The 26,897-nt window shown below is 71.6% G+C and carries 18 protein-coding genes; 16 read left to right on the top strand and 2 right to left on the bottom strand.

Translation table 11 applies throughout. The annotated features are described in order from the left end of the window. Positions 1-11: 11 nt before the first annotated feature. From mreD to ACZ4Z2_RS00485, 6 genes are all read left to right on the top strand, one after another. The gene (gene mreD, locus ACZ4Z2_RS00510; protein ID WP_468070862.1) at positions 12-683 is read left to right on the top strand and encodes a rod shape-determining protein MreD; all 672 of its coding nucleotides are present in this window, start codon (positions 12-14) and stop codon (positions 681-683) included. Positions 684-820: 137 nt separating this feature from the next. Beyond that, positions 821-3,190, top strand: coding sequence for a penicillin-binding protein 2 (gene mrdA / locus ACZ4Z2_RS00505; protein ID WP_468070860.1), 2,370 nt, complete (start codon positions 821-823; stop codon positions 3,188-3,190). Then, on the top strand, positions 3,187-4,383 hold the full coding sequence (gene rodA / locus ACZ4Z2_RS00500) for a rod shape-determining protein RodA (RefSeq protein ID WP_468070858.1): 1,197 nt from the start codon (positions 3,187-3,189) through the stop codon (positions 4,381-4,383). The genes mrdA and rodA overlap by 4 nt, the downstream gene beginning before the upstream one ends. 98 nt (positions 4,384-4,481) lie before the next feature. Further along, entirely contained in the window at positions 4,482-6,032 is a 1,551-nt protein-coding gene (locus tag ACZ4Z2_RS00495; RefSeq protein ID WP_468070856.1) for a CYTH and CHAD domain-containing protein, read from the top strand. A 96-nt stretch (positions 6,033-6,128) separates the two neighbouring features. Further along, positions 6,129-8,087 carry a TIGR03960 family B12-binding radical SAM protein gene (locus tag ACZ4Z2_RS00490; protein WP_468070854.1) on the top strand — a complete coding sequence of 653 codons (1,959 nt, stop codon included), beginning with the start codon at positions 6,129-6,131 and terminating at the stop codon, positions 8,085-8,087. Positions 8,088-8,307: 220 nt separating this feature from the next. Then, positions 8,308-9,126, top strand: coding sequence for a S1 RNA-binding domain-containing protein (locus tag ACZ4Z2_RS00485; RefSeq protein WP_468070852.1), 819 nt, complete (start codon positions 8,308-8,310; stop codon positions 9,124-9,126). Positions 9,127-9,330: 204 nt separating this feature from the next. Here ACZ4Z2_RS00485 and ACZ4Z2_RS00480 read toward each other — a convergent pair whose 3' ends face one another. Further along, complete coding sequence (locus ACZ4Z2_RS00480) at positions 9,331-10,125, bottom strand: hypothetical protein (RefSeq protein WP_468070850.1); 795 nt, start codon at positions 10,123-10,125, stop codon at positions 9,331-9,333. A 194-nt stretch (positions 10,126-10,319) separates the two neighbouring features. Here ACZ4Z2_RS00480 and ACZ4Z2_RS00475 point away from each other — a divergent pair, with 194 nt between their 5' ends. The 8 genes from ACZ4Z2_RS00475 to obgE all read left to right on the top strand — a co-directional run bounded on the left by ACZ4Z2_RS00475 (position 10,320) and on the right by obgE (position 22,269). Continuing rightward, positions 10,320-11,528 (top strand): glycosyltransferase, encoded by a 1,209-nt coding sequence (locus ACZ4Z2_RS00475; RefSeq protein WP_468070848.1) that lies wholly within the window; start codon positions 10,320-10,322, stop codon positions 11,526-11,528. Between the two features lie 98 nt (positions 11,529-11,626). Further along, on the top strand, positions 11,627-12,910 hold the full coding sequence (locus ACZ4Z2_RS00470; RefSeq protein ID WP_468070846.1) for a hypothetical protein: 1,284 nt from the start codon (positions 11,627-11,629) through the stop codon (positions 12,908-12,910). A 48-nt stretch (positions 12,911-12,958) separates the two neighbouring features. Further along, entirely contained in the window at positions 12,959-13,756 is a 798-nt protein-coding gene (locus ACZ4Z2_RS00465; protein ID WP_468070844.1) for a TIGR03936 family radical SAM-associated protein, read from the top strand. Between the two features lie 245 nt (positions 13,757-14,001). Continuing rightward, a complete protein-coding gene (locus ACZ4Z2_RS00460) occupies positions 14,002-18,249 on the top strand; it encodes an Rne/Rng family ribonuclease (RefSeq protein WP_468070842.1) in 4,248 nt (1,415 codons plus the stop codon). Positions 18,250-18,552: 303 nt separating this feature from the next. Further along, positions 18,553-19,899 (top strand): phospholipase D-like domain-containing protein, encoded by a 1,347-nt coding sequence (locus ACZ4Z2_RS00455; protein ID WP_468070840.1) that lies wholly within the window; start codon positions 18,553-18,555, stop codon positions 19,897-19,899. Between the two features lie 203 nt (positions 19,900-20,102). Then, entirely contained in the window at positions 20,103-20,423 is a 321-nt protein-coding gene (gene rplU, locus ACZ4Z2_RS00450; RefSeq protein WP_003990208.1) for a 50S ribosomal protein L21, read from the top strand. Positions 20,424-20,437: 14 nt separating this feature from the next. After that, a complete protein-coding gene (gene rpmA, locus ACZ4Z2_RS00445) occupies positions 20,438-20,692 on the top strand; it encodes a 50S ribosomal protein L27 (RefSeq protein ID WP_055515300.1) in 255 nt (84 codons plus the stop codon). A gap of 140 nt (positions 20,693-20,832) precedes the next feature. Further along, the gene (gene obgE, locus ACZ4Z2_RS00440) at positions 20,833-22,269 is read left to right on the top strand and encodes a GTPase ObgE (RefSeq protein ID WP_468070838.1); all 1,437 of its coding nucleotides are present in this window, start codon (positions 20,833-20,835) and stop codon (positions 22,267-22,269) included. A gap of 331 nt (positions 22,270-22,600) precedes the next feature. On the opposite strand, the gene ACZ4Z2_RS00435 is transcribed toward obgE, so the two are convergent. Further along, positions 22,601-24,682 (bottom strand): hypothetical protein, encoded by a 2,082-nt coding sequence (locus ACZ4Z2_RS00435; RefSeq protein ID WP_468070836.1) that lies wholly within the window; start codon positions 24,680-24,682, stop codon positions 22,601-22,603. Positions 24,683-25,050: 368 nt separating this feature from the next. Between ACZ4Z2_RS00435 and proB the strand changes: the two genes are divergently transcribed. After that, complete coding sequence (gene proB / locus ACZ4Z2_RS00430; protein WP_468070834.1) at positions 25,051-26,232, top strand: glutamate 5-kinase; 1,182 nt, start codon at positions 25,051-25,053, stop codon at positions 26,230-26,232. Between the two features lie 161 nt (positions 26,233-26,393). Continuing rightward, entirely contained in the window at positions 26,394-26,855 is a 462-nt protein-coding gene (locus ACZ4Z2_RS00425; protein ID WP_468071642.1) for a hypothetical protein, read from the top strand. Positions 26,856-26,897: the final 42 nt, after the last annotated feature.

Genomic DNA, 26,897 nt, shown 5'->3' with positions numbered 1-26,897 from the left:
CTGACCCCTTCATGCGTTTCAACCGGATGCTGCTCTCCACCACCCTGGTGATCGTCGCCCTGGTGATCCAGGTGAGCGTCCTCGCCAGACTCCACCTGCCGGGCGCCGTACCCGACCTGGTGCTCCTCACCGTCCTCGGCCTCGCCCTGGTGTACGGCCATGTCGGCGGCGCCCTCATCGGGTTCGGCGCCGGACTGCTGTCCGACCTCGCCCCGCCCGCCGATCACGCCGCCGGACGGTACGCCCTGGTCCTCTGCGTCATCGGCTACCTCGCGGGCCTCGCCAAGCCCGAGACGGGCCGCCTGAAGTCGGCCACCGGGCCGATGGTCGCGGTGGTCGTCGCCGCGCTCGGCACGACACTGCTGTACGCCGGTGTGGGCGCCCTCGTCGGCGACGACGCGGCCCGCCATGTCGGCCTGCCCAGCCTGCTGTTCACGGCCGCCCTCTACGACCTGCTGCTCGCGCCCTTCGTCGTCCCCGGCATCATGGCGCTCGCCCGGCGCGCCGACAACGACCCGCTCGCCGAGACCAACAACGCGGCCAAGGCCGCCGACGTCTCCGCCGGCTGGCTCTCCTCCGGCACCGGTCTGCGCATCGGCAGCCAGCGCGGGGGCCTGCGCATGAAGGCGGCCCGCTCACGGGCGGCCCGGGCGGGCCGCATCAAGGGGGTCAAGCGGCTGTGAGGGCACGTCAGACGACACGGCAGGCGGCCGCGGAGGCCGTCGGCCACCGCCTCGCGCATCCGACGGGAACCGATCACGGGCGAGCGGTGTACTCCATGTACCGGCATCACTGGTCCACGTACTGAGAGGGGGAGGCAGTGACCAACATCCCGGAGACCGGGCGGACGCCACGGGTCCAGATCCGGCTCGTCATCATCCAGATCCTCGTCTTCTCCCTCCTCGGCACCCTCGGCGGCCGCCTCTGGTACCTCCAGATCCGCGAGGGCGACGCCTACGCCAAGGAGGCGTCCGGCAACCACGTCCAGCAGGTCGTCCAGCCCGCCGTGCGGGGCTCCATCCTGGACGCGCGCGGAGTGCCCATCGCGGACAACGAGACACGGCTCGTCGTCTCCGCCTCCCGCACCGACCTGCTGAAGATGGACGACGACGGCAAGGGCGTCCTGACCAAGCTCGCCGGCGTCCTGGGCATGAAGCCCAAGGAGGTCATGGACAAGGTCCGGCTGTGCGACTCCAAGACCCCCCAGCCCTGCTGGAACGGCTCGCCCTACCAGCCCATCCCCATCACCGACGAGGCCACCGCCAAGCAGGCCCTCCAGATCCGCGAGCGCTCCGAGGACTTCCCCGGCATCACCGCCGAACCCCAGGCCGTCCGGCGGTACGCCAGCCCCGGCGGCGCCAACACCGCCCAGGTCCTCGGCTACCTCTCGCCGGTCACCGACGAGGAGATCACCAAGGCGCAGGACACCGACTCGCCGTATCTGCGCTCCGACATGGTGGGCCGCTCCGGCCTGGAGCGGCAGTACGACAAGGAGCTGCGCGGCAAGGCCGGCGTCACCCGCTACGAGGTGGACAACCTCGGCCGGGTCATCGGCGAGGCCGAGGCCGACCCCACGAGGCCCGGCGCCAACCTGGTGACCAGCATCGACGCCCGGGTCCAGCGCATCGCCGAGTACGAACTCAACGAGGCGATGAAGGAAGCCCGCAAGCAGATGGACCGGAACACCGGCACCCACTACAAGGCCGACTCCGGTGCCGTCGTCGTCATGGAGGCCAAGACCGGCCGCGTCGTCGCCATGGCCTCCAACCCGGACTACGACCCGAACGCCTGGGTCGGCGGCATCTCCGCCAAGGACTACGCCAGGCTCACCGGCAAGAAGTCCAACTACCCGCTGCTGAACCGCGCGATCCAGGGCCAGTCCGCCCCCGGCTCCGTCTTCAAGGTGGTCCCGACGGCCGCCGCGGTGAACGCGGGCTACTCCTTCGACGGCCCCTACGAATGCTCCAGTTCGTACTCCATCGGCGGCCAGGTCTTCAAGAACTTCGAGTCCAAGGGCTACGGCGCGATCAGCCTCGGCCGCGCCCTCGAGGTCTCCTGCGACACCGTCTTCTACCGCCTCGCCCACGAGGAGTGGAAGCGCGACGGCGGCACCAAGCCGAAGAAGAAGACCAACGACTGGTTCTACAAGACCGCCCACCAGTTCGGCCTCGGCGCCGAGACGGGCATCGACCTGCCCAACGAGGTCACCGGCCGCATCCCGGACCGCAAGTGGAAGCAGGACTACTGGAAGGCCAACAAGGACGCCTGGTGCAAGTACGGCAAGAAGGGCGGCTCGTACGCCGAGCAGATCGCGTACGAGAACTGCCTCGAAGGCAACCGCATGCGCGCCGGTGACTCCGTCAACTACTCCATCGGCCAGGGCGACACCCTCGTCACGCCCATCCAGATGGCCACCATCTACGCCGCCATCTCCAACGGCGGCACCCTGTACGACCCCACCGTCGGCAAGGCCATCATCAGCGCCGACGGCAAGCACGTGCGGGAGATCGCGCCCAAGTCGCACGGCAAGCTCCCCATGTCGAAGCAGACCCGCGACGAGATAGACGCAGCTCTCGAAGGAGTCGCCACCCGCGGTACGGCGGCCTGGCGCTTCCAGGGCTGGCCGCAGGACAAGATCCCGATGCACGCCAAGACCGGTACCGCCGAGGTCTACGGCAAGCAGACGACCTCGTGGTTCACGACGTACACCAAGGACTACGCGATCGTCATGACGATCTCCCAGGGTGGTACGGGCTCCGGCGCCTCGGCGCCCGCCGTGCGCAAGCTCTACAACGCGCTCTACGGCGTCTCCGAGGACGGCAAGATCGACAAGCGGAAGGCACTGCTGCCGACCCCGCAGAAGAAGCTGCCGAAGATCGAGTCCGACGGCTCGATCGACGCCCCGAAGCTGGACACGTACCCGCCGAAGAAGACCGAGGAGGAGCAGGCCGCCGACGACGCCCAGACGGTGGCCGCGGGGCCGGGCGCCCTCCCGGTCTCCTACACGGCCGGGCCCGTCGGAACCGCCCCGGTCACGGCGGCGGTGGTCACCGAGCCGGGCACCCGGCCGGTGGCGCCCGACGAACCGGCGGCGATCGTCAGCACCCGGGGCGGTGGCAACCGGGCGGCACGACGGCGTACCGGCCCCCGCACCCCCGGCGGAGCGCTCACGCGGAGGACGTCCCGATGACTGGCAACAGCTTCTCCGTCTCCGGGTACGGCCCCGAACGCTCCGGCTGGACCCGGCTGTTCGCCCGTGACTCGCTCGCCCGCCGGCTCGACTGGCCGATACTGCTCTCGGCCATCGCGCTCTCCCTGATCGGCGCGGCCCTCGTCTACTCGGCGACCCGCAACCGCACCGAGCTCAACCAGGGCGACCCGTACTACTTCCTGCTCCGGCACCTGCTCAACACCGGCATCGGCTTCGCCCTGATGATCGGCACGGTCTGGCTCGGCCACCGCACGCTGCGCACGGCCGTACCTATCCTCTACGGCATCTCGGTCCTGCTCATCCTGCTGGTGCTGACCCCGCTCGGCGCCACCATCAACGGCGCCCACGCGTGGATCGTCATCGGCGGCGGCTTCTCGCTCCAGCCCTCCGAGTTCGTGAAGATCACGATCATCCTGGGGATGGCGATGCTGCTGGCGGCGCGGGTCGACGCGGGCGACAAACCGCACCCGGACCACCGCACCGTCCTCCAGGCCCTCGGGCTCGCCGCCGTCCCGATACTGATCGTGCTGCTCATGCCGGACCTCGGCTCGGTCATGGTCATGGTGGTCATCGTGCTCGGGGTGCTGCTCACCTCCGGTGCCTCCAACCGGTGGATCTTCGGTCTCATCGGCACCGGCGCGATCGGCGCGATCGCCGTCTGGCAGCTCGGGGTGCTCGACGAGTACCAGATCAACCGGTTCGCGGCGTTCGCCAACCCCGAGCTGGACCCGGCGGGCGTCGGCTACAACACCAACCAGGCCCGGATCGCCATCGGCTCCGGCGGACTGCTCGGCACGGGGCTGTTCAAGGGGTCGCAGACCACCGGTCAGTTCGTGCCGGAGCAGCAGACCGACTTCGTCTTCACGGTGGCGGGGGAGGAGCTGGGCTTCGTCGGAGCCGGGCTGATCATCCTGCTGCTGGGAGTCGTCCTGTGGCGCGCCTGCCGGATCGCCCGCGAGACGACCGAGCTGTACGGCACGATCGTGGCCGGCGGCATCATCGCCTGGTTCGCCTTCCAGGCGTTCGAGAACATCGGGATGACCCTCGGCATCATGCCGGTCGCCGGTCTGCCCCTGCCGTTCGTGTCGTACGGCGGTTCGTCGATGTTCGCGGTGTGGGTGGCGGTGGGGCTGCTGCAGTCGATCCGAGTGGAGCGCCCCTTGTCGGCGTAGCCACGCGCCGGCGACAACCCTTGTGGACGGCGGCCCACGTGCTCCTTCAGGACGCGTGTGGGCTGCCCTTCTGCCGCAGGTCCGACTAGATTCGGTTCATGGCGGACACCAAGCGCGAGATCGAGCGGAAGTACGAGTCCGACGAGAGCGGCCTGCCGGATCTGACGGGTGTGCCCGGGGTCGCGACGGTCATCGACAAGGGTGTGGCGGAGCTGGATGCCGTCTACTACGACACCCCCGACGAACGTCTCGCCGCCGCCTCGATCACCCTGCGGCGCCGTACCGGGGGCGACGACGCCGGCTGGCATCTGAAGTTCCCCGTCTCCTCGGGGGTGCGGGACGAGATCCGCGCCCCGCTGTCCGAGACACTGCCCCGCGACCTCGCGGGGCTCGTGCGTTCCCGGGTCAGGGACGCGGAGCTGGTACCGCTGGTCCGGCTCCGGTCCACCCGGGACGTCAGCGAGCTGCTCGACGCGGACGGTGCGCTGCTCGCCGAGGTCAGTGTCGACGCCGTGCACGCCGAGCGGCTCACCGGCGGCGACCGCACCGCGCAGTGGTCCGAGATCGAGGTGGAGCTCGCCGACGACGGCGACCCGGCGTTCCTCGACAAGGTCGAGAAGAAGCTGCGCAAGGCGGGCGTACGGCCGTCCGCGTCCCCGTCGAAGCTGGCGAGGGCCCTCCGGGAGACAGCGGCCCCCGAGAAGGGCAAGGCCGAGAAGGGCAAGCAAGGGAAGAAGGCGAAGAAGGGCAAGAAGGGCGGGGGCGGCGCGGGGGAGCCCGGGGGCGCCGCCGGGCACGTCCTCGCGTACGCCCGGACGCAGCGGGACGCGATCGTCGAGCTGGACCCGGCCGTCCGCCGCGGCGTCTTCGACTCCGTGCACAGCATGCGCGTGGCCACCCGCCGGCTGCGGAGCACCTTCAAGTCGTACGGGAAGGTGCTGGACCGCACCGTCACCGATCCGATCGGTGAGGAGCTGAAGTGGCTGGCGGGGGAGCTGGGCATCGGCCGGGACCACGAGGTGCTGGCGGAGCGGGTGACCGACGCCCTCGCCGAACTCCCCGAGGGCCTGGTCGTCGGTCCGGTGCGTACCCGGGTGCGGACCTGGGTGGAGGAGGGCAGCAGCGGCTCCCGGCGCGCGCTGATCGCCGCGCTGGACGGCGAGCGGTATCTGGCGCTCCTGCGGACCCTGGACGCCGTGATCGCCGAGCCACCGCTGCTGGAGGACGCCGGGGGCGATCCGGAGAAGGTGCTCGGCAAGGCGGTGGAACGGGCCTTCGGCAAGGTGTCGGACCTGGTGGAGGAGGCCCTGGCCCAGCCGTCCGGCGCCGAGCGGGACCACACCATGCACGAGGCCCGCAAGAAGGGAAAGCGCGCCCGGTACGCGGCCGAGGCGGCGACCGGGCTCCTCGGCGCCCCCGCCAAGCAGCTCGTGCGGGACATGAAGGCCATCCAGTCCCTCCTCGGTGACCACCAGGACAGCGTGATGGCCCGCAAGGTCCTGCGGGACATGGCGTTCCAGGCCGACCAGGCGGGCGAGAGCTCCTTCACGTACGGAGTGCTGTACGGCAGGGAGGAGCGCAGGGCGGAGCTGGCGGAGGCGGAGCTGCCGGAGGCGTGGCGGGCCGTCACGGCCGACGGGACCTCCTGAGGGCCCGGGCGCGGAGAACGCCGGCGTACGAGGGGTGGCTCCGGGGGCGTTACGCTAGATGGTCACCCCTGTCAGCTCACGAAGGTAATCCCCGCGATGTCTGTCGAGTCGGTCTTCCCACAGCTAGAGGCCCTGCTCCCGCATGTGCAGAAGCCGATCCAGTACGTGGGCGGCGAGCTCAATTCCACCGTCAAGGAGTGGGACGCCTGCGACGTGCGCTGGGCGCTCATGTACCCGGACGCGTACGAGGTCGGTCTGCCCAACCAGGGCGTCATGATCCTTTACGAGGTACTCAACGAGCGCGAGGGCGTCCTGGCCGAGCGCACCTACAGCGTGTGGCCCGACCTCGAACAGCTGATGCGCGACCACGGGGTGCCGCAGTTCACGGTGGACAGCCACCGCCCGGTGAAGGCGTTCGACGTGTTCGGCCTGTCCTTCTCCACAGAGCTGGGCTACACCAACATGCTGACCGCCCTGGACCTCGCCGGGATCCCCCTGGAGTCCAAGGACCGCACCCTCGACGACCCGATCGTCCTGGCCGGCGGCCACGCGGCCTTCAACCCGGAGCCGATCGCGGACTTCATCGACGCCGCGATCATCGGCGACGGCGAGCAGGCCGTCCTCGACATGACCGAGATCATCCGGGCCTGGAAGGCCGAGGGACGCCCCGGCGGCCGCGAGGAGGTCCTGTTCCGCCTCGCACGGACGGGCTCGGTGTACATCCCGGCGTTCTACGACGTCGAGTACCTCCCCGACGGCCGTATCGCCCGCGTGGTGCCGAACCGGTCGGGTGTGCCGTGGCGGGTGTCCAAGCACACGGTCATGGACCTGGACGAGTGGCCGTACCCGAAGCAGCCGCTCGTGCCGCTGGCCGAGACCGTCCACGAGCGCATGTCCGTGGAGATCTTCCGCGGCTGCACCCGCGGCTGCCGCTTCTGCCAGGCCGGCATGATCACCCGCCCGGTGCGTGAGCGTTCCATCACAGGCATCGGCGAGATGGTCGAGAAGGGCCTTAAGGCGACCGGCTTCGAGGAGGTCGGCCTGCTCTCCCTCTCCTCGGCGGACCACAGCGAGATCGGCGACATCGCGAAGGGCCTGGCGGACCGGTACGAGGAGGACAAGATCGGTCTGTCGCTCCCGTCGACCCGCGTGGACGCCTTCAACGTCGACCTCGCGAACGAACTGACGCGCAACGGCCGCAGGTCGGGCCTGACGTTCGCGCCCGAGGGCGGCTCCGAGCGCATGCGCAAGGTCATCAACAAGATGGTCTCGGAAGAGGACCTGATCAGGACCGTCGCCACGGCCTACGGCAACGGCTGGCGCCAGGTGAAGCTGTACTTCATGTGCGGCCTGCCGACGGAGACCGACGAGGACGTCCTCCAGATCGCCGACATGGCGATGAACGTGATCGCCAAGGGCCGCGAGGTCTCGCGGTCGAACGACATCCGCTGCACGGTGTCGATCGGCGGCTTCGTCCCCAAGCCCCACACCCCCTTCCAGTGGGCGCCGCAGCTCTCCGCCGAGGAGACGGACGCCCGTCTGGAGAAGCTCCGCGACAAGATCCGCGGCGACAAGAAGTACGGCCGCTCCATCGGCTTCCGCTACCACGACGGCAAGCCGGGCATCGTCGAGGGCCTGCTCTCGCGCGGTGACCGCCGCGTGGGCGCCGTCATCCGCGCCGTCTACGAGGACGGCGGCCGCTTCGACGGCTGGCGCGAGCACTTCTCCTACGACCGCTGGATGAGCTGCGCCGACAAGGCCCTCGCCGACTTCGGCGTGGACGTCGACTGGTACACCACCCGCGAGCGCACCTACGAGGAGGTCCTGCCCTGGGACCACCTCGACTCCGGTCTCGACAAGGACTGGCTGTGGGAGGACTGGCAGGACGCCCTCGACGAGACCGAGGTCGAGGACTGCCGCTGGACACCGTGCTTCGACTGCGGTGTGTGCCCGCAATTCGATACATGGCCACAACTGAGCGAGAGCGGCAAGAAGCTGCTGCCGTTGACGGTCAAGAAGGATGCTGCGACCAGCGGACACGGGCACGGGCACTGAGGTGAGTGAGGCGCTGCGGCGGATCGCTGAGGCTGTGGCAGATGCCACGGAGGATGAGGTGGCCGCAGTGCTCGGCTCTCTCGGGGTTATGAAGCCGCGGCGGGCTGTTCCGAACCTACCGAGGACGCCTCTGCCGGGGCCTGGAGGCCGTCCGGGTATCCAGTCCGAGGTGGAGTGGGTCTGACCGGTCCCTGTGGCTTCTCGTGAGAACCTGGGCGGCATGGGGGAGGCGGCGACCGATCAGGCTGTCATGAGGTTTCTGGCAGGGCTCCGGGTCGGTGATCTGTGCTCGGGGACGGTCGTGGCTGGCGCTCGGTCAGAGGCGTCGGTGATACTGGACGGCTTCGCAGCGCGCCCGCTCGGCGTGGTGGTGGAGACGTTGGACTTCTCGTGGCGTCGACGCCAGGCCGAAGGAGAGATGGGCGGGCAACGGATCACCGCTGAGGTGATTGCCGTGGATCTGGACCGGGGGCGGGTTCGGCTGTCGATGGCGGCCACTGAGTACCCGGAGCTGTGGACGTTCCTCAGGCGGCTTCGGCGTGGTGAGATCTTGGCCGGCGCGGTGGCGGCGATCGAGCGGTTCGGCGTGTTCGTGGCGCTGGACGAGGGCCCTGACCATCCGGTCTTTCCAGGCGTCGGCTTCATCACGTATCCAGAGCTGTCCTGGCGGCGCTTCGAGGCGGCGTCTGAGGTCGTTGAGGTCGGACAACGCGTGTCGTGCGAGTTCTTGCAGTTCGACACGTGGAACGGGGAGGCGCGGCTGTCCCTGCGAGCGCTGCGACCGGACCCCTTCGCGGTGTTCGCCGCTGACCTCGCGGTCGGCCAGCCCCTGTGTGGGCGGGTGACGAAGCTGGTCCCGTTCGGCGTCTTCGTCGAGGTGGAGGACGGGGTCGAGGGCCTGGTCCCGCTGCCCGAACTCGGTGTGGAGCCTGTGAGCGGCCCGGAAGGCATCGTGGAGATCGGCGACGAGGTCTCGGTCGTCGTCACGGATGTTGATCGAGAGCGACGCAGGCTGAGCCTGTCCCTGCGGCGCGCCTGAGAGCCTTTGCTGCGGGCCGTGCCCCCAGATGGACACCCACATCCAGATCGGCCCCACCGGCAAGAAGCTGTTGCCGCTGACCGTGAAGAAGTCCGTCCCGGCCGGCTGACCGACCCGGGCTGATGGCAGCGCGCGAGACCCCCGGCCGGTGCGGCCGGGGGTCTCGCGTGTGGTGTCGTGTGGTGCGAGGGAGCGGAGGGGCCGTCAGGGGACGACGGTTCCGCCGTTGACGGCGTTGGGAGCCGGACGTCTGTTCATCTCCACCCAGTCGTTGCCCGTCGGTGTGCCGCACTGCAGGATGGCGGGGTTCGGGCCGTTGGCGTCGAACGTGCAGGTGATCTCGTAGACCCGGCCGGTCGTGGTGATGAGGCCGAACTGGATGCCCCCGGACGTCGGATGTTCGCCGACGGAGGCGGCGCACGGAACCCCCGGCGCTCCCCCTGAGGGATAACCGTCGTGGGTGCTGAGGTCGGTCCACAGCATGGGGTTGGCGTCGCTGCCGGTGAGGTCGCGGATGCCGGCGTAGTACCGCCCGTCGGCCGTCAGTGCCGCCCGGTACTCGACGTTGCCCTGGGGGTGGTAGGCGTCGATGTCGATACAGGGGCCGGTGGCGCCGGTGGGCCCTGTGGGACCCGTCGGGCCGGTCGCGCCGCCCGGGTCGCCCTTGGGACCGGTCGCGCCGGTGGGGCCCGTCGGTCCCGTGGGGCCCGTGGCGCCGGTCGCGCCCTTCGGCCCGGTGGGGCCCTTGCAGAGGTCCTTGCCGCGGTCGGTCGGCGCGGCGCGGTGGTGCGGCTTGGGCTTGTGGTGGGGGCGCGTCTTGCACTTGTCACCGGCGTCGATGACGGGGGCCACCTGCGGACGCTCGGCCATGCCGCGGGCCGCGGCGGTCGCGGGGCTCACGACGCCCGCGCCCATGACCAGGGCGAGCGAGGCCACCATCCCGGCCTTCTTGAAACGGTCGCGGGCCAGCGGCCCGAGCGTCCTGGCGTCAGGACTCATCTGCGTGCTCCTCCTCGGCGTCGGTCCGGGAGCCGTCCCGGACTCGGTGCGAGCCTCATGGGAGCGCGGCGGATACGCGGGCGCGGTGAGGCCGAACGCCTCCGTTTATCAATAAATGTGATTAATTCGTGCGTCTGATGGGTCGTCTCGCGTGGGGGCCCGCCGGTCCCGGCGCCGTGTGCCACGTTGACGCCGTGACGAGGACGACCAAACCCGCGAAGGCGACGAAGTCGCCGGGCACGACGAGAGCGGAGCGCGGGCAGAGCCTCTGCCTCTGCATGATCGTCAAGAACGAGGCGCAGGTGATCGAACGGTGCCTGGGCTCCGTCCGCCACCTCATCGACACCTGGGTCATCTCCGACACTGGCTCGACCGACGGCACCCAGGACCTGATCCGCAGCACCCTGGCCGGTATCCCCGGCGAACTCGTCGAGGACACCTGGGTCGACTTCGGCCACAACCGCACCCGCAACATCCAGCACGCCCGGGGCAGGGCCGACTACCTGCTGACCCTCGACGCCGACCACGTACTGCGCCAGGACGCCCCCCTGCCCCGGCTGACGGCGGGGTCGTACATGCTGCGCTACGACACCGCCACCCAGCACCGCTTCAAGCATCTGATGCGGGGGGACTGGCTCTGGCGCTACGAGGGCGTCACCCACGAGTACCCGTGCACCGACGAGGACGACGTCCAGGAGAACCTCGACGCGCTGGTCATCGAGGATCACGCCGACGGCGGGTGCCGCGCCGACAAGTTCGAGCGCGACGCCCGGCTGCTCCGCCGCGAACTCGCGCGCGACCCCGCCAACCCGCGCACCGTCTTCTACCTGGCCAACACCGAACGCGACCTGGGACACGCCCGGGAGGCGATCGAGCTGTACGAGCGGCGCGCCGCGATGGGCGGCTGGCCCGAGGAGGTCTACTGCTCCCTCCTGGAGGCCGGCATCCTCCGCGCCGAGAGGACGGACGACTGGCCGGGAGCCATGGACGCCTTCTCCCGCGCCTGGGAGGTCCGGCCCGCGCGGCTCGAAGCCTGCTACGAACTGGCCTCCCGTCTGCGGGTCCAGGGCCGCCACCGCACGGCCCACGCCCTCCTCGTCGACGTGGTCGGCAGACCCGCCCCGGACGACCTGCTCTTCACCAGGCCCTGGGTGTACCGGTGGGGACTGCTCTTCGAGTTCTCCATCACCGCCCACTGGGTGGGGGAGCACGCCGCCGCGCTGCGGGCGTGCGACAGACTGCTGGCGATGCGGGACCTGCCCGAACACATCCGCCGCCAGGTCGAGTTCAACCGGCAGTTCTCCGTGCAACACGCCGTCGCCCTGCCCCGCCTGGCCGGCGCGACACGCCGCCCCAAGTCCAAGGCGGGCAAGGCGGCGAGGTCCTCCGGGCGGAAACGCTGAGCGCCTCCGCCGGAGTGGGCGGCCGGCGGTCCCGGCCGGTGGCGAAGTCGAGGGGGCGGGGCTGCATCCGGACAGGTCGCTGAGGCGTCTTCGTCGTCATGGACCTGGAGAAACGGCCCGCACCCCGGCCCGCCGAACCGGCGCGCCGGACGACCTCGCAGCGGACGCCCGCGCCTCAGCCGCCCGCGCCTCAGCCGCCCGAGGGCTGCCTCACCGCCGCGATCCGGATTCCTGTACGGATCGTCGTGCTCGTGTTGGTCCTTCCGGTGCGGATGGCGTGGGACGCGCTGGTCGTCGCGGGCCGGTTCCTGAACGACACCGTGCTGCGGCCCGTGGGGCGGGCCCTGCTGTGGGTCGCCGAGGCCGTCCTCGTGTGGCCGTGGGTGGCGCTGTGGCGCTACGTCGTCGTGCCGGTCGCCACGGCCCTCGGCCGGCTCGGACACTGGCTGGTGGTCCTGCCGCTGGTCTGGCTCTACCGGTACGTCCTGTCCCCGACCGGCCGCGCCGTCGCCTGGGCGGCGGCCGGCCTCCGGACCGGGCTCGTGCGGCTGTACGGGTGGTCCCTGGTGCCGCTCGGTCGGGGTCTCGCCTGGCTGGCCAGGGGGCTCTGGCGCGGGATCGCCGCCGCGGGGCTCGGCGGGTTCGCGGTCCTCGCCTGGCTGGCGCGGTACCTCATCGTCGTACCGGCCGTGTGGCTGGCGCGGTACCTCATCGCCGTACCGGCCGTGTGGCTGTACCGGTACCTCGTCGTGGTACCGGCCGTGTGGCTGTACCGGTACCTCGTCGTCGTACCGGCCGTGTGGCTGTACCGGTACCTGCTGACGCCCGTGGGCCACGCGCTCGCGTGGACGGCCCGGGGAGCCGTGTGGCTCATACGGATGATCTTCACCGGGCTCGGGCTCGGCCTCTACTGGACCCTGCGCGTCCTGCTCGTGCTGCCCGCGCTCGCGCTGTGGCGGTGGGTGCTCGCACCGGTCGGGCGGGCCCTCGCCGTCGTCGCACGCGAGGTCGGGGAGGCGCTCGACCATGCCTGGCGCGTCGCCGGCCACCTCTCGCTGGCCGTCGGACGGGCCCTGGCCACCCTCTTCCGCCTGCTCGTCGCCGAGCCGACGCGCTGGGTGTACCGGACCGTCCTCACCCCCGTCGGCCATGTCGTGCGGGACCTGGTCTGGAAGCCCGCCACCGCTGCCGCCCGGGCCGTCGGCCGCACCGCCCGCCAGGCCCTGGACACCGCCCGCGATTCCCTCCGGCAGGCCCGCGCCAGTGTGCGCAGGGCACTCCTCGGACAGCCGGCGGAACCCGCGCCGGTCGCCCGGCGGGAACCGCGAGCCGCCGAGGCACGTACTCTTGGTAGCAGTACGACCGCTCTCACGAAGGAATGAACGACACTGGGCAAGCGACAGCCCGAAGGCCCGCCGCCCGCACCCGCGGTGCAGCGCATCCGACTGCGTTACACCAAGCGCGGCCGCCTCCGGTTCACCAGCCACCGTGACTTCCAGCGCGCCTTCGAGCGTGCGCTGCGCCGTGCCGAGGTGCCCATGGCGTACTCGGCGGGGTTCACGCCGCATCCGAAGGTGTCGTACGCCAATGCCGCACCCACCGGCACGGGCAGTGAGGCGGAGTACCTGGAGATCGCGCTCACCGACGCGCGTGACCCGGAGAAGCTCCGGATCCTCCTCGACGAGTCGCTGCCCACCGGCCTCGACATCGTCGACGCGGTCGAGGCCCGCACCTCCGGCCTCGCCGACCGGCTCACGGCGTCCGTCTGGGAGCTGCGGCTGGACGGCGTGGACCCGGCGGACGCCGCCCGCGCGGTCGCGGCTTTCAACGCGGCCGAAACGGTCGAGGTCCAGCGCATGACCAAGAACGGCGTACGGACGTTCGACGCCCGTGCCGCCGTGGTCGAACTCGACAGTGTCGACGGCGCCGGGACGCGGAGCGTGGAGGCTGATAGGCCGACCGACCAGCCCTGTGCGATACTGCGGCTGGTTGTTCGGCACGTGACGCCTGCCGTACGACCCGACGACGTCCTGTCCGGTCTCCGCGCCGTGGCCGACCTGGCGCCGCCGGTCCCCGCAGCGGTGACCAGGCTGGCGCAGGGGCTGTTCGATGAAGAGACCGGCACGGTGACCGACCCGCTCGCGCCCGACCGCGAGGCAGAGGCGGCCCTCACAACGGCCGCCCCCGCTGCCGCCGCGAAGGCGTCGGAGCCGGAAGGCCCCGCGTAGGACGGACGTCGTAGCGCCGCCCTCGTATCCGGGAGCCACCTGGGTCGGGCAGCGCACCGACCACAAGACTTTCGCCAGGCCGTAAGCAACACGGCGTACGGAACCGGCGAGACAGGACACAGAGAGCTCCCGAGCGGCGCCCGCGCCCCGGACGGCGGCAGTCGCGTACGACGCGAGCCGCGGACGTCACCGGCCACGCCGGACCCGGGTGCGGCGCCCGGGAGCCTGACGGGAGAAACGCCCGCATGCCCGAACAGATCGAGAACACGGAGTCCGCGCAGGGCTCCGAACGCAACACGCCCAGCGACACCCTGCCGCCGCGCCGGCGCCGTCGTGCCGCGTCCCGCCCGGCGGGACCGCCGTCCGCGGCGAACGAGGCGTCCGCCGAGACCGTCGAGCCGACCGTGTCGGCGGCGGATCCCGCGGACCTCGCGGCCGCCGAGCCCGGTGAGGCCGCCGTGACGGACGAGAACGCCGTGGCCGCGGAGACCGCTGACGCCGACGCCACCGCCGACGTCGAAGCCGCTGAGGACGCCGAAGAGGCCCAGGACGCCGACAAGGCCGCCGCCGAGGCGGTCGCCGACGTGGCCGAGGCCGCGCCCGCCGGGCGTACGCGCCGGCGTGCCACCCGCCGTGCCTCCGCGCCCGCCGGTGCCCCCAAGGGCGCCGAGGCCGCCGAGGCCGCCGAGACCGTGGTGCCGGCCACCACCGCCGAGGAGAGCGCCGCCGTCGCCGAGACGCCCGCCGCCGAGGTGCCCGCCCCCGCCGAGGAGGCCGCGCCCGCCGCGCGTCCCCGTCGCCGCGCCACCCGTCGTGCGTCGGCTCCCGCCGGCGCGCCCCAGGCGGCCGGGACCGCGGAGACCGTGGTGACCGCCGAGAGCACCGGGTCGGCCGCGCCCGAGGCCGCTGCCGAGACCGTTGCGGAGGCCCCCGCCGAGGCGGTCGCCGAGGTCGCCGAGGCCGCGCCCGCCGGGCGCACGCGCCGTCGTGCCACGCGGCGCGCCTCCGCGCCCGCCGGTGAGCCGAAGGCGGCCGAGGCCGCGGCGGCTCCCGCCGAGAGCCCCAAGGTGCCGGAGACCGTGGAAGCCGTGGAGGTCGCCCCGGCCGCCGCCGAGGACGCCGCGCCCGTCGAGGCGGCCCCCGAGGAGGCCGCGCCGCGCCGGACGCGCCGTCGTGCCACACGCCGGGTGACCGCTCCCGAGGTGACGCCCGAGGGCGGCACCGCCGCCGACTCCCCGTCCGCCGAGACCCCGGCAGCCACCCCGGCCGAGACGCCCGTGGCCGCCGAGACCACGCCCGCTCAGGCTCCGTCCGCCCCGGCCGCCAAGGCGTCCGGTGAGGGCGAGGACGGCGGGGCGCGGCGTGCGCGCCGCCGGGTCGCCCGGAAGGCGGCCGTCGGGTTCTCCGAGCCGACGGCCTCCGCGGCCGACGACGCGCCCGCGCGGCCCGCCCGGCCCGCCGTCGCCGTGTTCCAGGCGCCGGTGTTCACCGAGCCCATGTTCCAGACGCCGGAGCGGGCGGCCGCGCAGGCCGCCGCCGAGGCGGAGACGGAGGTCGCGGAGAGCGACGAGACCGTCGACCTCGGCGGTCCCGCCGAGGAGGAGACCACCGGCGGGTCGCGCCGCCGTCGCCGCCGCCGCGGCGAGCCCGCCGAGGCGGAGCCCGTGACGGCCAAGACCGACGCCGACGACGCCGAGGACACGGACGAGTCCGAGGAGGAGCCCGAGGGGGCCGCCGAGGACGGTGCCGACGGGGACGAGTACGGCGAGGAGGAGACCACGGGGTCGCGTCGCCGCCGTCGCCGTGGTGGCCGTCGCCGCCGCCGGGGCGAGTCGGCCGAGGGCGAGTCCGGCGAGGGCGACGACCTCGCCGCCGAGCAGGGCGCGCAGGACGCCGAGGACACCGCCGAGCAGGTGGACGAGGACGCCGAGGACGAGGGCGACTCCGACGAGCGCGAGGACGCCTCCGGCTCCAGCAGCAGCCGTCGTCGCCGTCGCCGCCGCCGTCGCGCCGGGGACTCCTCCGGCGAGGCCGAGTCGGCGTCGTCGGACGACCCCGAGCGCACGGTCGTCAAGGTCCGTGAGCCGCGCGAGCGGCGCGCCAAGGAGACCGAGCCGTCGGACGAGGTGCAGTCCATCAAGGGCTCGACCCGTCTGGAGGCGAAGAAGCAGCGCCGTCGCGAAGGCCGTGAGCAGGGGCGCCGTCGCGTCCCGATCATCACCGAGGCCGAGTTCCTCGCCCGCCGCGAGGCCGTCGAGCGCGTCATGGTCGTCCGCCAGAGCGGCGAGCGCACCCAGATCGGCGTCCTGGAAGACAACGTGCTCGTCGAGCACTACGTCAACAAGGAGCAGGCGACCTCGTACGTCGGCAACGTCTACCTCGGCAAGGTGCAGAACGTGCTGCCGTCGATGGAGGCCGCCTTCATCGACATCGGCAAGGGGCGCAACGCGGTCCTCTACGCCGGCGAGGTGAACTTCGAGGCGCTGGGCATGGCCAACGGCCCCCGGCGCATCGAGAGCGCGCTGAAGTCCGGCCAGTCCGTGCTCGTCCAGGTCACCAAGGACCCGATCGGACACAAGGGCGCCCGTCTGACCAGCCAGGTCTCCCTGCCCGGCCGCTATCTGGTGTACGTCCCCGAGGGGTCGATGACCGGTATCAGCCGCAAGCTGCCCGACACCGAGCGGGCCCGGCTGAAGACCATCCTCAAGAAGATCGTCCCCGAGGACGCGGGCGTCATCGTGCGCACCGCCGCCGAGGGCGCGAGCGAGGACGAGCTGCGCCGTGACGTCGAGCGGCTCCAGGCGCAGTGGGAGGACATCCAGAAGAAGGCGAAGAGCGGCAACGCCCCGACCCTGCTGTACGGCGAGCCGGACATGACCGTCCGCGTCGTGCGCGACATCTTCAACGAGGACTTCTCCAAGGTCATCGTCAGCGGCGAGGACGCCTGGGAGACCATCCACGGCTACGTCTCCCATGTCGCGCCCGACCTCGCGGACCGCCTGCAGAAGTGGACCTCCGAGGTCGACGTCTTCGCGACGTACCGCATCGACGAGCAGCTGATGAAGGCGCTGGACCGCAAGGTGTGGCTGCCCAGCGGCGGTTCGCTGGTGATCGACAAGACCGAGGCCATGGTCGTGATCGACGTCAACACCGGCAAGTTCACCGGCCAGGGCGGCAACCTCGAGGAGACGGTCACCAGGAACAACCTGGAGGCGGCCGAGGAGATCGTGCGCCAGCTGCGGCTGCGCGACCTCGGCGGCATCGTCGTCATCGACTTCATCGACATGGTGCTGGAGTCCAACCGGGACCTGGTGCTGCGGCGCCTGCTGGAGTGCCTGGGCCGTGACCGCACGAAGCACCAGGTCGCCGAGGTCACCTCGCTGGGCCTGGTGCAGATGACCCGCAAGCGGGTCGGCCAGGGCCTGCTGGAGTCCTTCTCCGAGACCTGCGTCCACTGCAACGGGCGTGGCGTCATCGTGCACATGGACCAGCCGACGGCCGCCGGTGGCGGTGGCAAGCGCCGCAAGCGCGGGCGGGGCGGCGCTGAGCACGACCACGAGCACGTGGCCGCGCCCGAGGCCGTCGAGCCCGAGGCCGAGCCGGTGGAGCCGGTCGAGGCCGAGGTCGCGGAGGTGACCGCCGAGGTCGCCGAGCCCGTGGCGCTGCCCTCGCCCGAGTTCGAGCCGGACGAGGAGCTGTACAGCAGCGTCGCCGAGGCGGAGGCCGCGGTCGGCCGTGGTCGTTCGCGGCGTCGGGTGACCCGTCGGGCCTCCGCGCCCTCGGGCGCGCCGAAGCGGCGGGAGACCGCGGCGGCCGTGTCGTCCGACGAGGTCGAGGAGCGGGCGCCCAAGTCGCGGGAGGCCGCCGAGGCCGAGCCCGCCGCCGTGGAGGACCCGGTCGTCGAGACGCCGCCCGCGGTGAGCGCCGAGGAGTCCGCGCCCAAGGGCCGTACGCGCCGCCGGGCGACCCGGAAGGTGTCCGCGCCCGCGGGCGCCCCCGCCGGGACGGCCGAGGACGACGCCGTGGTGACGGTGGGCGAGTCCGTCGCGGAGCCCGTCGTCGAGGCCGTGGCCGAGCCGGTCGTGGAAGCGCCGGCCGAGCAGGCCGAGCCGGCCGCGGTCGCCGAGAGCGCGGCTCCGGCCCGCCCGAGGCGGCGTGCCGTGCGCAAGGCGACGGCGCCCACCGCGCCGGAGGAGTCCGCGGTCGTGGTCGTGTCCTCCGCCGCGGCGGAGGACGCCGCCGAGGTCCCGGCCGAGGAGCCCGCCGCGGTCGCGGAGGAGCCCGAGGCGCCCGCCAAGAAGGCGGCGGCGCGCAAGACGGCCAAGAAGACGACGGCGAAGAAGGCCGCCACGAAGAAGACGGCGGCCAAGAAGACGGTCGCGAAGAAGGCCACCGCCAAGAAGGCGACGGCGAAGAAGTCGGCCTCGAAGAAGACCACGGTAGCCGCCGAGCAGGCGTCGAACACGGTCACCGCTTCGACCGACGAGAGCTGAGCCCCACGGGGCGGGCCACGGCCCGCCCCGCACCGAGGCCCCCGTCCGGCGGACCAACTGCCGGGCGGGGGCCTTCGTGTTGCTCGGGCGGGGGCGAGAAACCTCACACAACGCCGCGATGTTTGGGGCGGTTTGGGTAGCACTTTTGGCGCGTAAGCACCTCCTGGCTCTTGGATCACCCGCAGACGCCTGCAAAACTCACGTAGTCGTACGAGCAAGAGCGTGGAAGCACTACCTCGACGCGCGGTCCGCCTGCGGGGGCGAGCACCCGGGGCCGTGAGCGGGGAACGGGGAGGGGATCGCATGGCGCGTGCGCGCCTGACGAGCAAGGGACGGCGCCCCGCTGGGGGGCCGGCCGGGGCGGCGCGCAAGGCGGTGGCGCTGGCCACCGTCCTGTCGGCGGCAGGGGTGCAGGCGGCGGTGTCCGCCGGGACCGCGCAGGCCGCCCCCACCTGGACCGAAGGGCCCGTCTTCAACGACCCGTTGGGCGAGTCGAGCGAGCAACTCGCGATACGCACGCGCCTCATCGACCTGACGGCCGCGGCGCTGCCGGGTTCCACCATCAAGGTCGCCGTCTACCACGTGTGGGAGGCGTCCGTCGTCGACGCGCTCGTCGCCGCCAAGGACCGGGGCGTCAACGTCCAGGTCCTGCTGGACGAGTCGAGTGTCAGCGACCGCCCGGCCAACACCGCCTACAGCAGCCTCGTCGCCGCGCTCGGCACCGACCGCACGAAGGGCTCGTACATAGCGACCTGCCCCGTCGACAAGTCCTGCCTCGGCGATCCGAAGTACGGGCAGTCGATCATGCACAACAAGTTCTGGCTGTTCTCGGCGGTCGAGGGCGCCACCAACGTCGTCGTGCAGACGACCTCCAACTCGACGCCCTCCGCGCACACCAAGTTCTTCAACGACGCGCTGCTGCTGCCCGACAACCCGACGATGTACGACGCCTACGCGGACTACTTCGACACGATGGTGGCCCGGGACTGGGCGGCCTGGGAGTACCGGACCGTCAGCAACGGCCTGTACAAGGCGTACTTCTTCCCGCGGGCGGGGAGCACCCGGGCCACCGACAGCGTGTACTCGGTGCTCAACAACGTGCAGTGCTCCTACAAGGACAGCGGCGGGGTCACCCGGCGGACCTGGGTGCGGGTGGCGATCTTCAAGATCACGCGGATGGCGATCGCGGAGAAGCTGGTCGCGCTGAAGAAGGCCGGCTGCGAGGTGAGCATCGTGTACGCCGAGTCGGACAGTGCGAAGAGCTCGGGCGGCACTCCGGGCACCTGGGAGAAGATGCACACCTCCGGCGGCCCGACCGTGCGCTGCTACAACGACGACCGGGACCCGCTGAACCCCGGGCAGAAGCTGACCACGCCCTACATCATCCACTCCAAGTACATCCTGGTGGACGGCATGTACGACGGGGTCCGCAACAAGATCAGCTTCACCGGCTCCGGCAACTACACCGGGCCCGCGCTGCGCGAGAACGACGAGTCGATCGTCAAGGTCGACGACGACGCCGTGCACGACATGTACAAGGCCCACTTCGACCAGGTGATCAAGGTCGCCTACCCGGGCAAGTCCGACACCACGGACCTCTGCAAGGGTGTGAAGCCGCTGCCGGCGGACGGCGAGAAGCCGACCGGGTGAGCCCCACAGGCGTCGGGCGGGGCTCGGTTTGACCCGTTCGAGCGTCGCCCCGTAACCTTGACCGTCGGCGTGTCCGTAAGCAGACGCGCCACATCCCCGTAAACCTCATCCTTCCGGGCGCCGGGCGCCTCGGGAGAGGCCGTCCGCGTGTCGGGTGGCTGGACTGCGGGGGTGCCGTTCCCGAGCGAGAGAGTGAGATCCGCGTGTACGCCATCGTGCGCAGCGGTGGTCGCCAGCACAAGGTTGCTGTCGGCGACATCGTTGAGGTTGACAAGATTTCCACCGCCAAGGTTGGCGACACGGTCGAGCTCTCGACCCTGCTCGTTGTCGACGGCGACGCTGTGACCAGCGACCCGTGGGTGCTGGCCGGCATCAAGGTCCAGGCCGAGGTCGTGGACCACCACAAGGGCCAGAAGATCGACATTCTGCGCTACAAGAACAAGACCGGCTACCGCCGTCGTCAGGGCCACCGCCAGCAGTACACGGCGATCAAGGTCACTGAGATCCCCACGGCTGCGAAGTAAGGGACTGAGGAGACATGGCACACAAGAAGGGCGCATCGTCCACCCGGAACGGTCGCGACTCGAATGCCCAGCGGCTCGGCGTGAAGCGCTTCGGCGGTCAGGTCGTGAGCGCGGGTGAGATCCTGGTCCGCCAGCGTGGCACGCACTTCCACCCCGGTGCGGGCGTCGGCCGTGGTGGCGACGACACGCTGTTCGCGCTGAACGCCGGTGCGGTGCAGTTCGGCACCAGCCGTGGCCGCAAGGTCGTGAACATCGTTCCGGTCGCCTGAGTCTTCCGACCAGGGCTTCCGTAGAGCGATTTCGTCGAGGCGGACCTCACTTCCCGTACGGGAAGCGGGTCCGCCTTTGACGTGTTACAGCTAAGACAATCCCGTACACCACGCATTGCGCGTAACTGGAGGCACCCACCATGACCACCTTCGTGGACCGCGTCGAACTGCATGTCGCCGCGGGTAACGGAGGCCACGGCTGTGCCTCCGTCCACCGTGAGAAGTTCAAGCCGCTCGGCGGCCCCGACGGGGGCAACGGCGGACGCGGCGGCGATGTGATCCTGACCGTCGACCAGTCCGTCACGACGCTGCTCGAGTACCACCACTCCCCGCACCGCAAGGCCACCAACGGCAAGCCCGGCGAGGGCGGCAACCGCTCCGGCAAGGACGGCCAGGACCTCGTCCTGTCCGTACCGGACGGCACGGTGGTCCTCGACAAGCAGGGCAACGTCCTCGCCGACCTCGTCGGCCACGGCACCTCCTTCGTCGCCGCGCAGGGCGGCCGGGGCGGCCTCGGCAACGCGGCCCTCGCCTCCGCCCGCCGCAAGGCGCCCGGCTTCGCGCTGCTCGGCGAGCCCGGGGACCTGCGGGACATCGTCCTGGAGCTCAAGACCGTCGCCGACGTGGCGCTGGTCGGCTACCCGAGTGCGGGCAAGTCGTCGCTGATCTCGGTGCTGAGCGCCGCCAAGCCGAAGATCGCCGACTACCCGTTCACGACCCTCGTCCCCAACCTGGGCGTGGTGACGGCCGGCTCGACGGTCTACACGATCGCCGACGTGCCGGGCCTGATCCCCGGCGCCAGCCAGGGCAAGGGCCTCGGTCTGGAGTTCCTCCGCCATGTCGAGCGGTGCAGCGTCCTCGTCCATGTCCTGGACACGGCGACCCTGGAGTCCGAGCGCGACCCCGTCTCCGACCTCGACGTCATCGAGGAGGAGCTGAAGCAGTACGGCGGGCTCGACAACCGGCCGCGGATCGTCGTCCTCAACAAGATCGACGTGCCCGACGGCAAGGACCTCGCCGAGATGGTGCGGCCCGACCTGGAGGCCCGCGGCTACCGGGTCTTCGAGGTGTCCGCGGTCGCCCACACCGGTCTGAAGGAGCTGTCCTTCGCGCTCGCGGACCTCGTCGGCAAGGCGCGGGCCGCCAAGCCGAAGGAGGAGGCGACCCGGATCGTCATCCGCCCGAAGGCGGTCGACGACGCGGGCTTCACCGTCACCCGCGAGGAGGACGGTCTCTTCCGGGTGCGCGGCGAGAAGCCGGAGCGCTGGGTACGGCAGACCGACTTCAACAACGACGAGGCGGTGGGCTACCTCGCCGACCGGCTCAACCGGCTCGGCGTCGAGGAGGAGCTGATGAAGGCGGGCGCCCGCTCCGGCGACGGCGTCGCCATCGGCCCCGAGGACAACGCGGTCGTCTTCGACTGGGAGCCGTCCGTCACGGCCGGCGCGGAGATGCTGGGCCGCCGGGGCGAGGACCACCGCTTCGAGGCCCCCCGCCTCGCCGTCCAGCGCCGCCGCGACCGCCAGGCCGAACGCGACGAACTCGACCAGGCGTACGACGACTTCGAGCCCTTCTAGACGACTTCGAGCCCTTCCGAAGGAACAGGCCCGCGCCTCCCGGGGGGAGCGCGGGCCTTGTGCCCTCACGAACGGTCTGCCGCACCGGCGTACGGGCATGTGACCGGAGGACTGTCCCTACGACACCCCTGCACAGCCGGGGCCAGCCCCCACACCCAAGGGGCGCGGGGAACTGCGCGACAAGCCACAACGCACCCGCAGCCGCCGCACAACACGCCCCCGAGTTCTTGGGCGCACCGCCCCCCAGAGCCACAGACGAACCCAACCCCACCGACCGACAACAAAGGGCCCCGGCGGCACAACGCCACCGGGGCCCTCATTCCGGCTGAACCTAGCGGAGCGCCTCCGCGTCCTCGGCCGCGTCGCTGGGCTCCCCCTCGGCCCCCACCTCGTCCCGGGACTCACGGGGGGAGGGGATCTCGTTGGCGAGACGGGACTCCATACGGACCCGTCGTTCGTCGGCCTTGGCGCAGAGCGTCCTGACGGCCGCACCGAACCGCACGAGGGACGGCGGGTCCGACGGCCCGAGCAACTGCTCCTTCAGATCGGCGCGCGCCTTGGTGAAGTGGTCCTTCTCCGGGTTGCGCACGGCCTCCAGCAGCCCCGGCACCTCCCGCGCGTCCGGCGTGATCACGACACCCGCCGACACGGTCGGGAACGCCGCGCGGAACGCCGCCTCGGGCAGTCCGGACGTGTTGCCCACGGCGTACGGCTTCTCGCTGGACAGCCAGTCCGACACCACCGACGAGACATCGCTGATCAGCAGGTCCGCCGCGTTGAAGCAGGCGAAGATCGCGGGCCGGGCCTCGGTGATGATGAGGTGCTCCCACTCGGGGAACGACGCCCAGTACGCCTTCTCCCAGGCCAGCGTGGCCTCGGCGATGGCCGCCTCGCGGTCACCGCTCGGCGTGCCCTGGAGCAGCATCCGCTCCATCTCGTCCGCGCTGGGCCGGAACGACGTCGACGTCAGCCTGTCCAGCTCGGCCGTCCGGCGCGCCAGCTCCGCGGCGGCGTCGGCACCGGGCCGCGCCCCCGACCGCTTCGTGTTGGCCTCGCGGATCATCGCCTTGACGCGCTCGTTCGCGGCGCCCGCGCGCGGGTCGACCGAGCCGGTCATCGGGTGCGGCTTGTACAGCAGCCGCACCTTGTCGTCGGCGAGCAGCGCGCGGACGATGTTCTCGCCGGCCAGGACCACCGAGGTGTTGCCGGGGTTGCCGTCCCAGCCCTCCCAGGTGGGGGCGTACAGGACGGTCGTGTACGGGCCGGCCGGCGGGCCCGCGTACGGGCGGATCGGGGCCAGTTGCGGGCGGCCCACCTCGACGATGTCCTTGTCCTCGACACCGACCTCGGCGAGCGCGTACCGCTCGCGCGCGGCGGGACCGGCGACCCACACCTCGTCGTACGCCTTCGCGTACGGGTTGCAGGAGGACAGCTTGTCGCTCTCGCCGTGGTTGATGAAGGCGTGCTTGATCGTGGGGATGCGCAGCACCTGCGAGGTCTTCGCGGCGTTCGCCGGGTGCAGCATCATCTTCAGGGTGGAGTTCTCCAGGGAGAACATCGTCGCGACCTTCGGGAAGCAGATGATCGGGACGTCCGTCGCGTCGATCTTCTGGACCATGAAGCGCTCACGCAGCACGATCAGCGGCTTGTCCAGCTGGGACAGCGTGGAGAGCCACATGTTCGCCTGGTACGCCGAGGTCGTGCCGCCGGAGAAGTACATGGCGACGGTCGGCTGGTAGCGCTCCAGCCACCTGTCGAGCCACTCCATGACCTGCTGCTCGCTCTTCGCCCGCTTCTTCGGCAGCAGCCAGGACGCCAGGTACGCCGTGCCCCCGACGAGGAGGGTGAGGCCGAAGCCTAGGCCGATGCCGCCCCAGGTGGCGTCCTTCGTGGCCGCCGTGGCCAGCAGACCGGCGGTGATCGGCAGGGAGAAGGTCAGCAGCCGGTGGGCCTGGCGGCGGGCCAGGATGCGCGGCGGTGCGGCGGTCAGGCGCAGCTCGGAGGCGTCGATGTTGCGCGTGACGATCGGCAGCGTACGGCTGCGGCGGACCAGCACGGAGACGCCCTGGCAGGCGAAGTGCACCGCGTAGAAGAGGCACAGGCCGACCAGCAGCGGTGCCTGCTCCCGCAGCGGGTCGATGCCGTCGATGCGCAGCAGGCCCACCAGGAGCAGCATGTCGCGCAGCAGCTGGCGCACCAGCGCGTCGAAGCGGACCTTGCCCAGCAGCGCGAGGAGTCCGGGGTCCCGGTACTGCAGATACGTGTCCAGAAGGAGGCCCGCCGCGCCGGCGGCGACGAACAGGGGAATGTTCGGCAGCAGCGCGGAGACGATCTGGACCGTGAAGAGCGCGAACATCGCGAACAGCGCTGAGAGCTGCACGATGCGGCGGGGTACGAGGCCTGCGGAGGGCACGGGCGGGGCTCCTGCGGAGGGTGCGACGGACGGGAGGGGGGAATGAGAGTAGTGGGGGTGGCCCGCCACGGTGCGCGCGCCCCCGGGCGCCTTCCGACCCAGGAATGCCGCGCGAGATGAGGAAGGCCGATCCTGACCGTATGACCTAGGGCGGTCGAGGAGCAATCTGCCATGAGATCAGTCACCAGTAATCGGACATAACGCTCGGAGTTCCGAGGGGTTTCTCACGCTCCGCCCGGCAAGGGCAGGGCGCCCGACCGGGCGGATCCGGCCCGTCCGCCCCTCGAAATGAGAACGCGCCCGGCCCGGCCGCTCACGTAGATTGCGCACTGCACACACCGGGCTGGTTCGGAACATTGGGGATACAGGTGTCAGCGGCAAGGCAGGGAGTGGCGGAAGCGCACCGGATCGTCGTCAAGGTGGGCTCCTCGTCGCTGACGACGGCCTCCGGCGGCCTCGACGCGGACCGGGTGGACGCCCTGGTGGATGTTCTCGCCAAGGCCCGAACCGCAGGGGCGGCCCGAAGGGCCTCGGTTGAGGGTGGTGGTGGGAGACGGGTGGGCGGGGGAGAGCGGGAGATCGTCCTCGTCTCCTCCGGTGCCATCGCCGCCGGGCTCGCGCCGCTGGGCCTGCGCCGCCGGCCCAAGGACCTCGCGCGGCAGCAGGCCGCCGCCAGCGTCGGCCAGGGGCTCCTGGTGGCCCGTTACACGGCTTCCTGCGCCCGTTACGGCATCCGGGTCGGCCAGGTGCTCCTCACCTCCGACGACATGAGCCGCCGCTCCCACCACCGCAACGCCTCCCGCACCCTCGACAAACTCCTCGCGATGGGCGCCCTGCCCGTCGTCAACGAGAACGACACGGTCGCCACGGACGAGATCCGCTTCGGCGACAACGACCGCCTCGCCGCCCTCGTCGCCCACCTCGTCCGCGCCGACCTGCTGGTCCTGCTCTCCGACGTGGACGGCGTGTACGACGGCGACCCCAGCAGGCCGGGCACCTCGCGGATAGCGGAGGTACGGGGCCCCGAGGACCTCGCGCACGTGGAGATCGGCAGCGCGGGCAAGGCCGGCGTCGGCACCGGCGGCATGGTCACCAAGGTGGAGGCGGCCGGGATCGCCACGGGCGCGGGCATCCCCGTGGTCCTGACCAGCGCCGTCCACGCCGCGGACGCCCTCGCCGGCCGGGACACCGGCACCTACTTCCACCCCACCGGCAGGCGTTCCGCCGACCGGCTGCTGTGGCTCCAGCACGCGTCCACCCCGCAGGGCGCGCTCACCCTGGACGACGGGGCCGTGCGCGCGGTCGTCGAGCGCCGCAAGTCGCTGCTGCCGGCCGGCATCGCGGCCGTCGACGGCGACTTCAGCGCCGGGGACCCGGTGGAACTGCGCGACGGCGCGGGCCGGGCCGTGGCCCGCGGGCTGGTCAACTTCGACGCCAAGGAGATCCCCCAGCTGATCGGCCGCTCGACCCGGGAACTGGCGCGCGAGCTGGGTCCCGCTTACGAACGAGAGGTCGTACACAGGGACGACCTGGTGCTCCTGCGCCCCTGACCAGGCGCCCCGCGAAGGGTGCCGCAGCACGGCCCGCGGCGGTGCGCGTTCCGTAAAACCGCCCCATGGAGCCCCTGAGCCTGCTCAACTTTGTCCCAGGGGCATTCCGCACCACCCCATGCGAAGCCCGCATCGTTGCGAAGGAGGCCGTCGTGAGACGAGTGCGCCCCGGGGCCGCGGCGTCCCGTGGTGGTGGTACCTCCCGTGCGGCAGGGGAGGAGCGGACGCTCACCAGCGTCACCTCCTCCGCCACGTACGAGGCCGCCGAGGAGCCGCAGGACCTGCCCCGGCTGTGGCATGTGACGCTCAGCGTCTCCGGGCCCGAGACCCCGCTGAAGGAGGTGCGGCGCGGCCTGGAACAGCTCGCCCACGACCACCCCTTCCTGCTGACCAGCCGCTACGCCGACGACCACGCCGAGATCCGCTACTGGGAGGAGGCCCGCGACCTCCACGACGCGGCCGCCGTCGCCCTGCGCCTGTGGGGCGAGCACCGCCGCACGGCCGGACTGCCGCCGTGGGAGATCGTCGGCCTGGAGGTCATCGACCGCCAGACCTACCACCAGCGCGTCGCGGAGGGCTGCGGCCCCCCACCGGCGGCCCGCGTCGGCGTCCACCCGTTCTAGGACGTCCATCCGTTTCAGCCGTCCCCTCGTCCCAGGGCCGTC

Source organism: Streptomyces sp. NPDC030183 (genome assembly GCF_055573455.1).
Note: the sequence above shows the minus strand (reverse complement) of the source record. Positions and strands in the feature narration are given on the sequence as shown.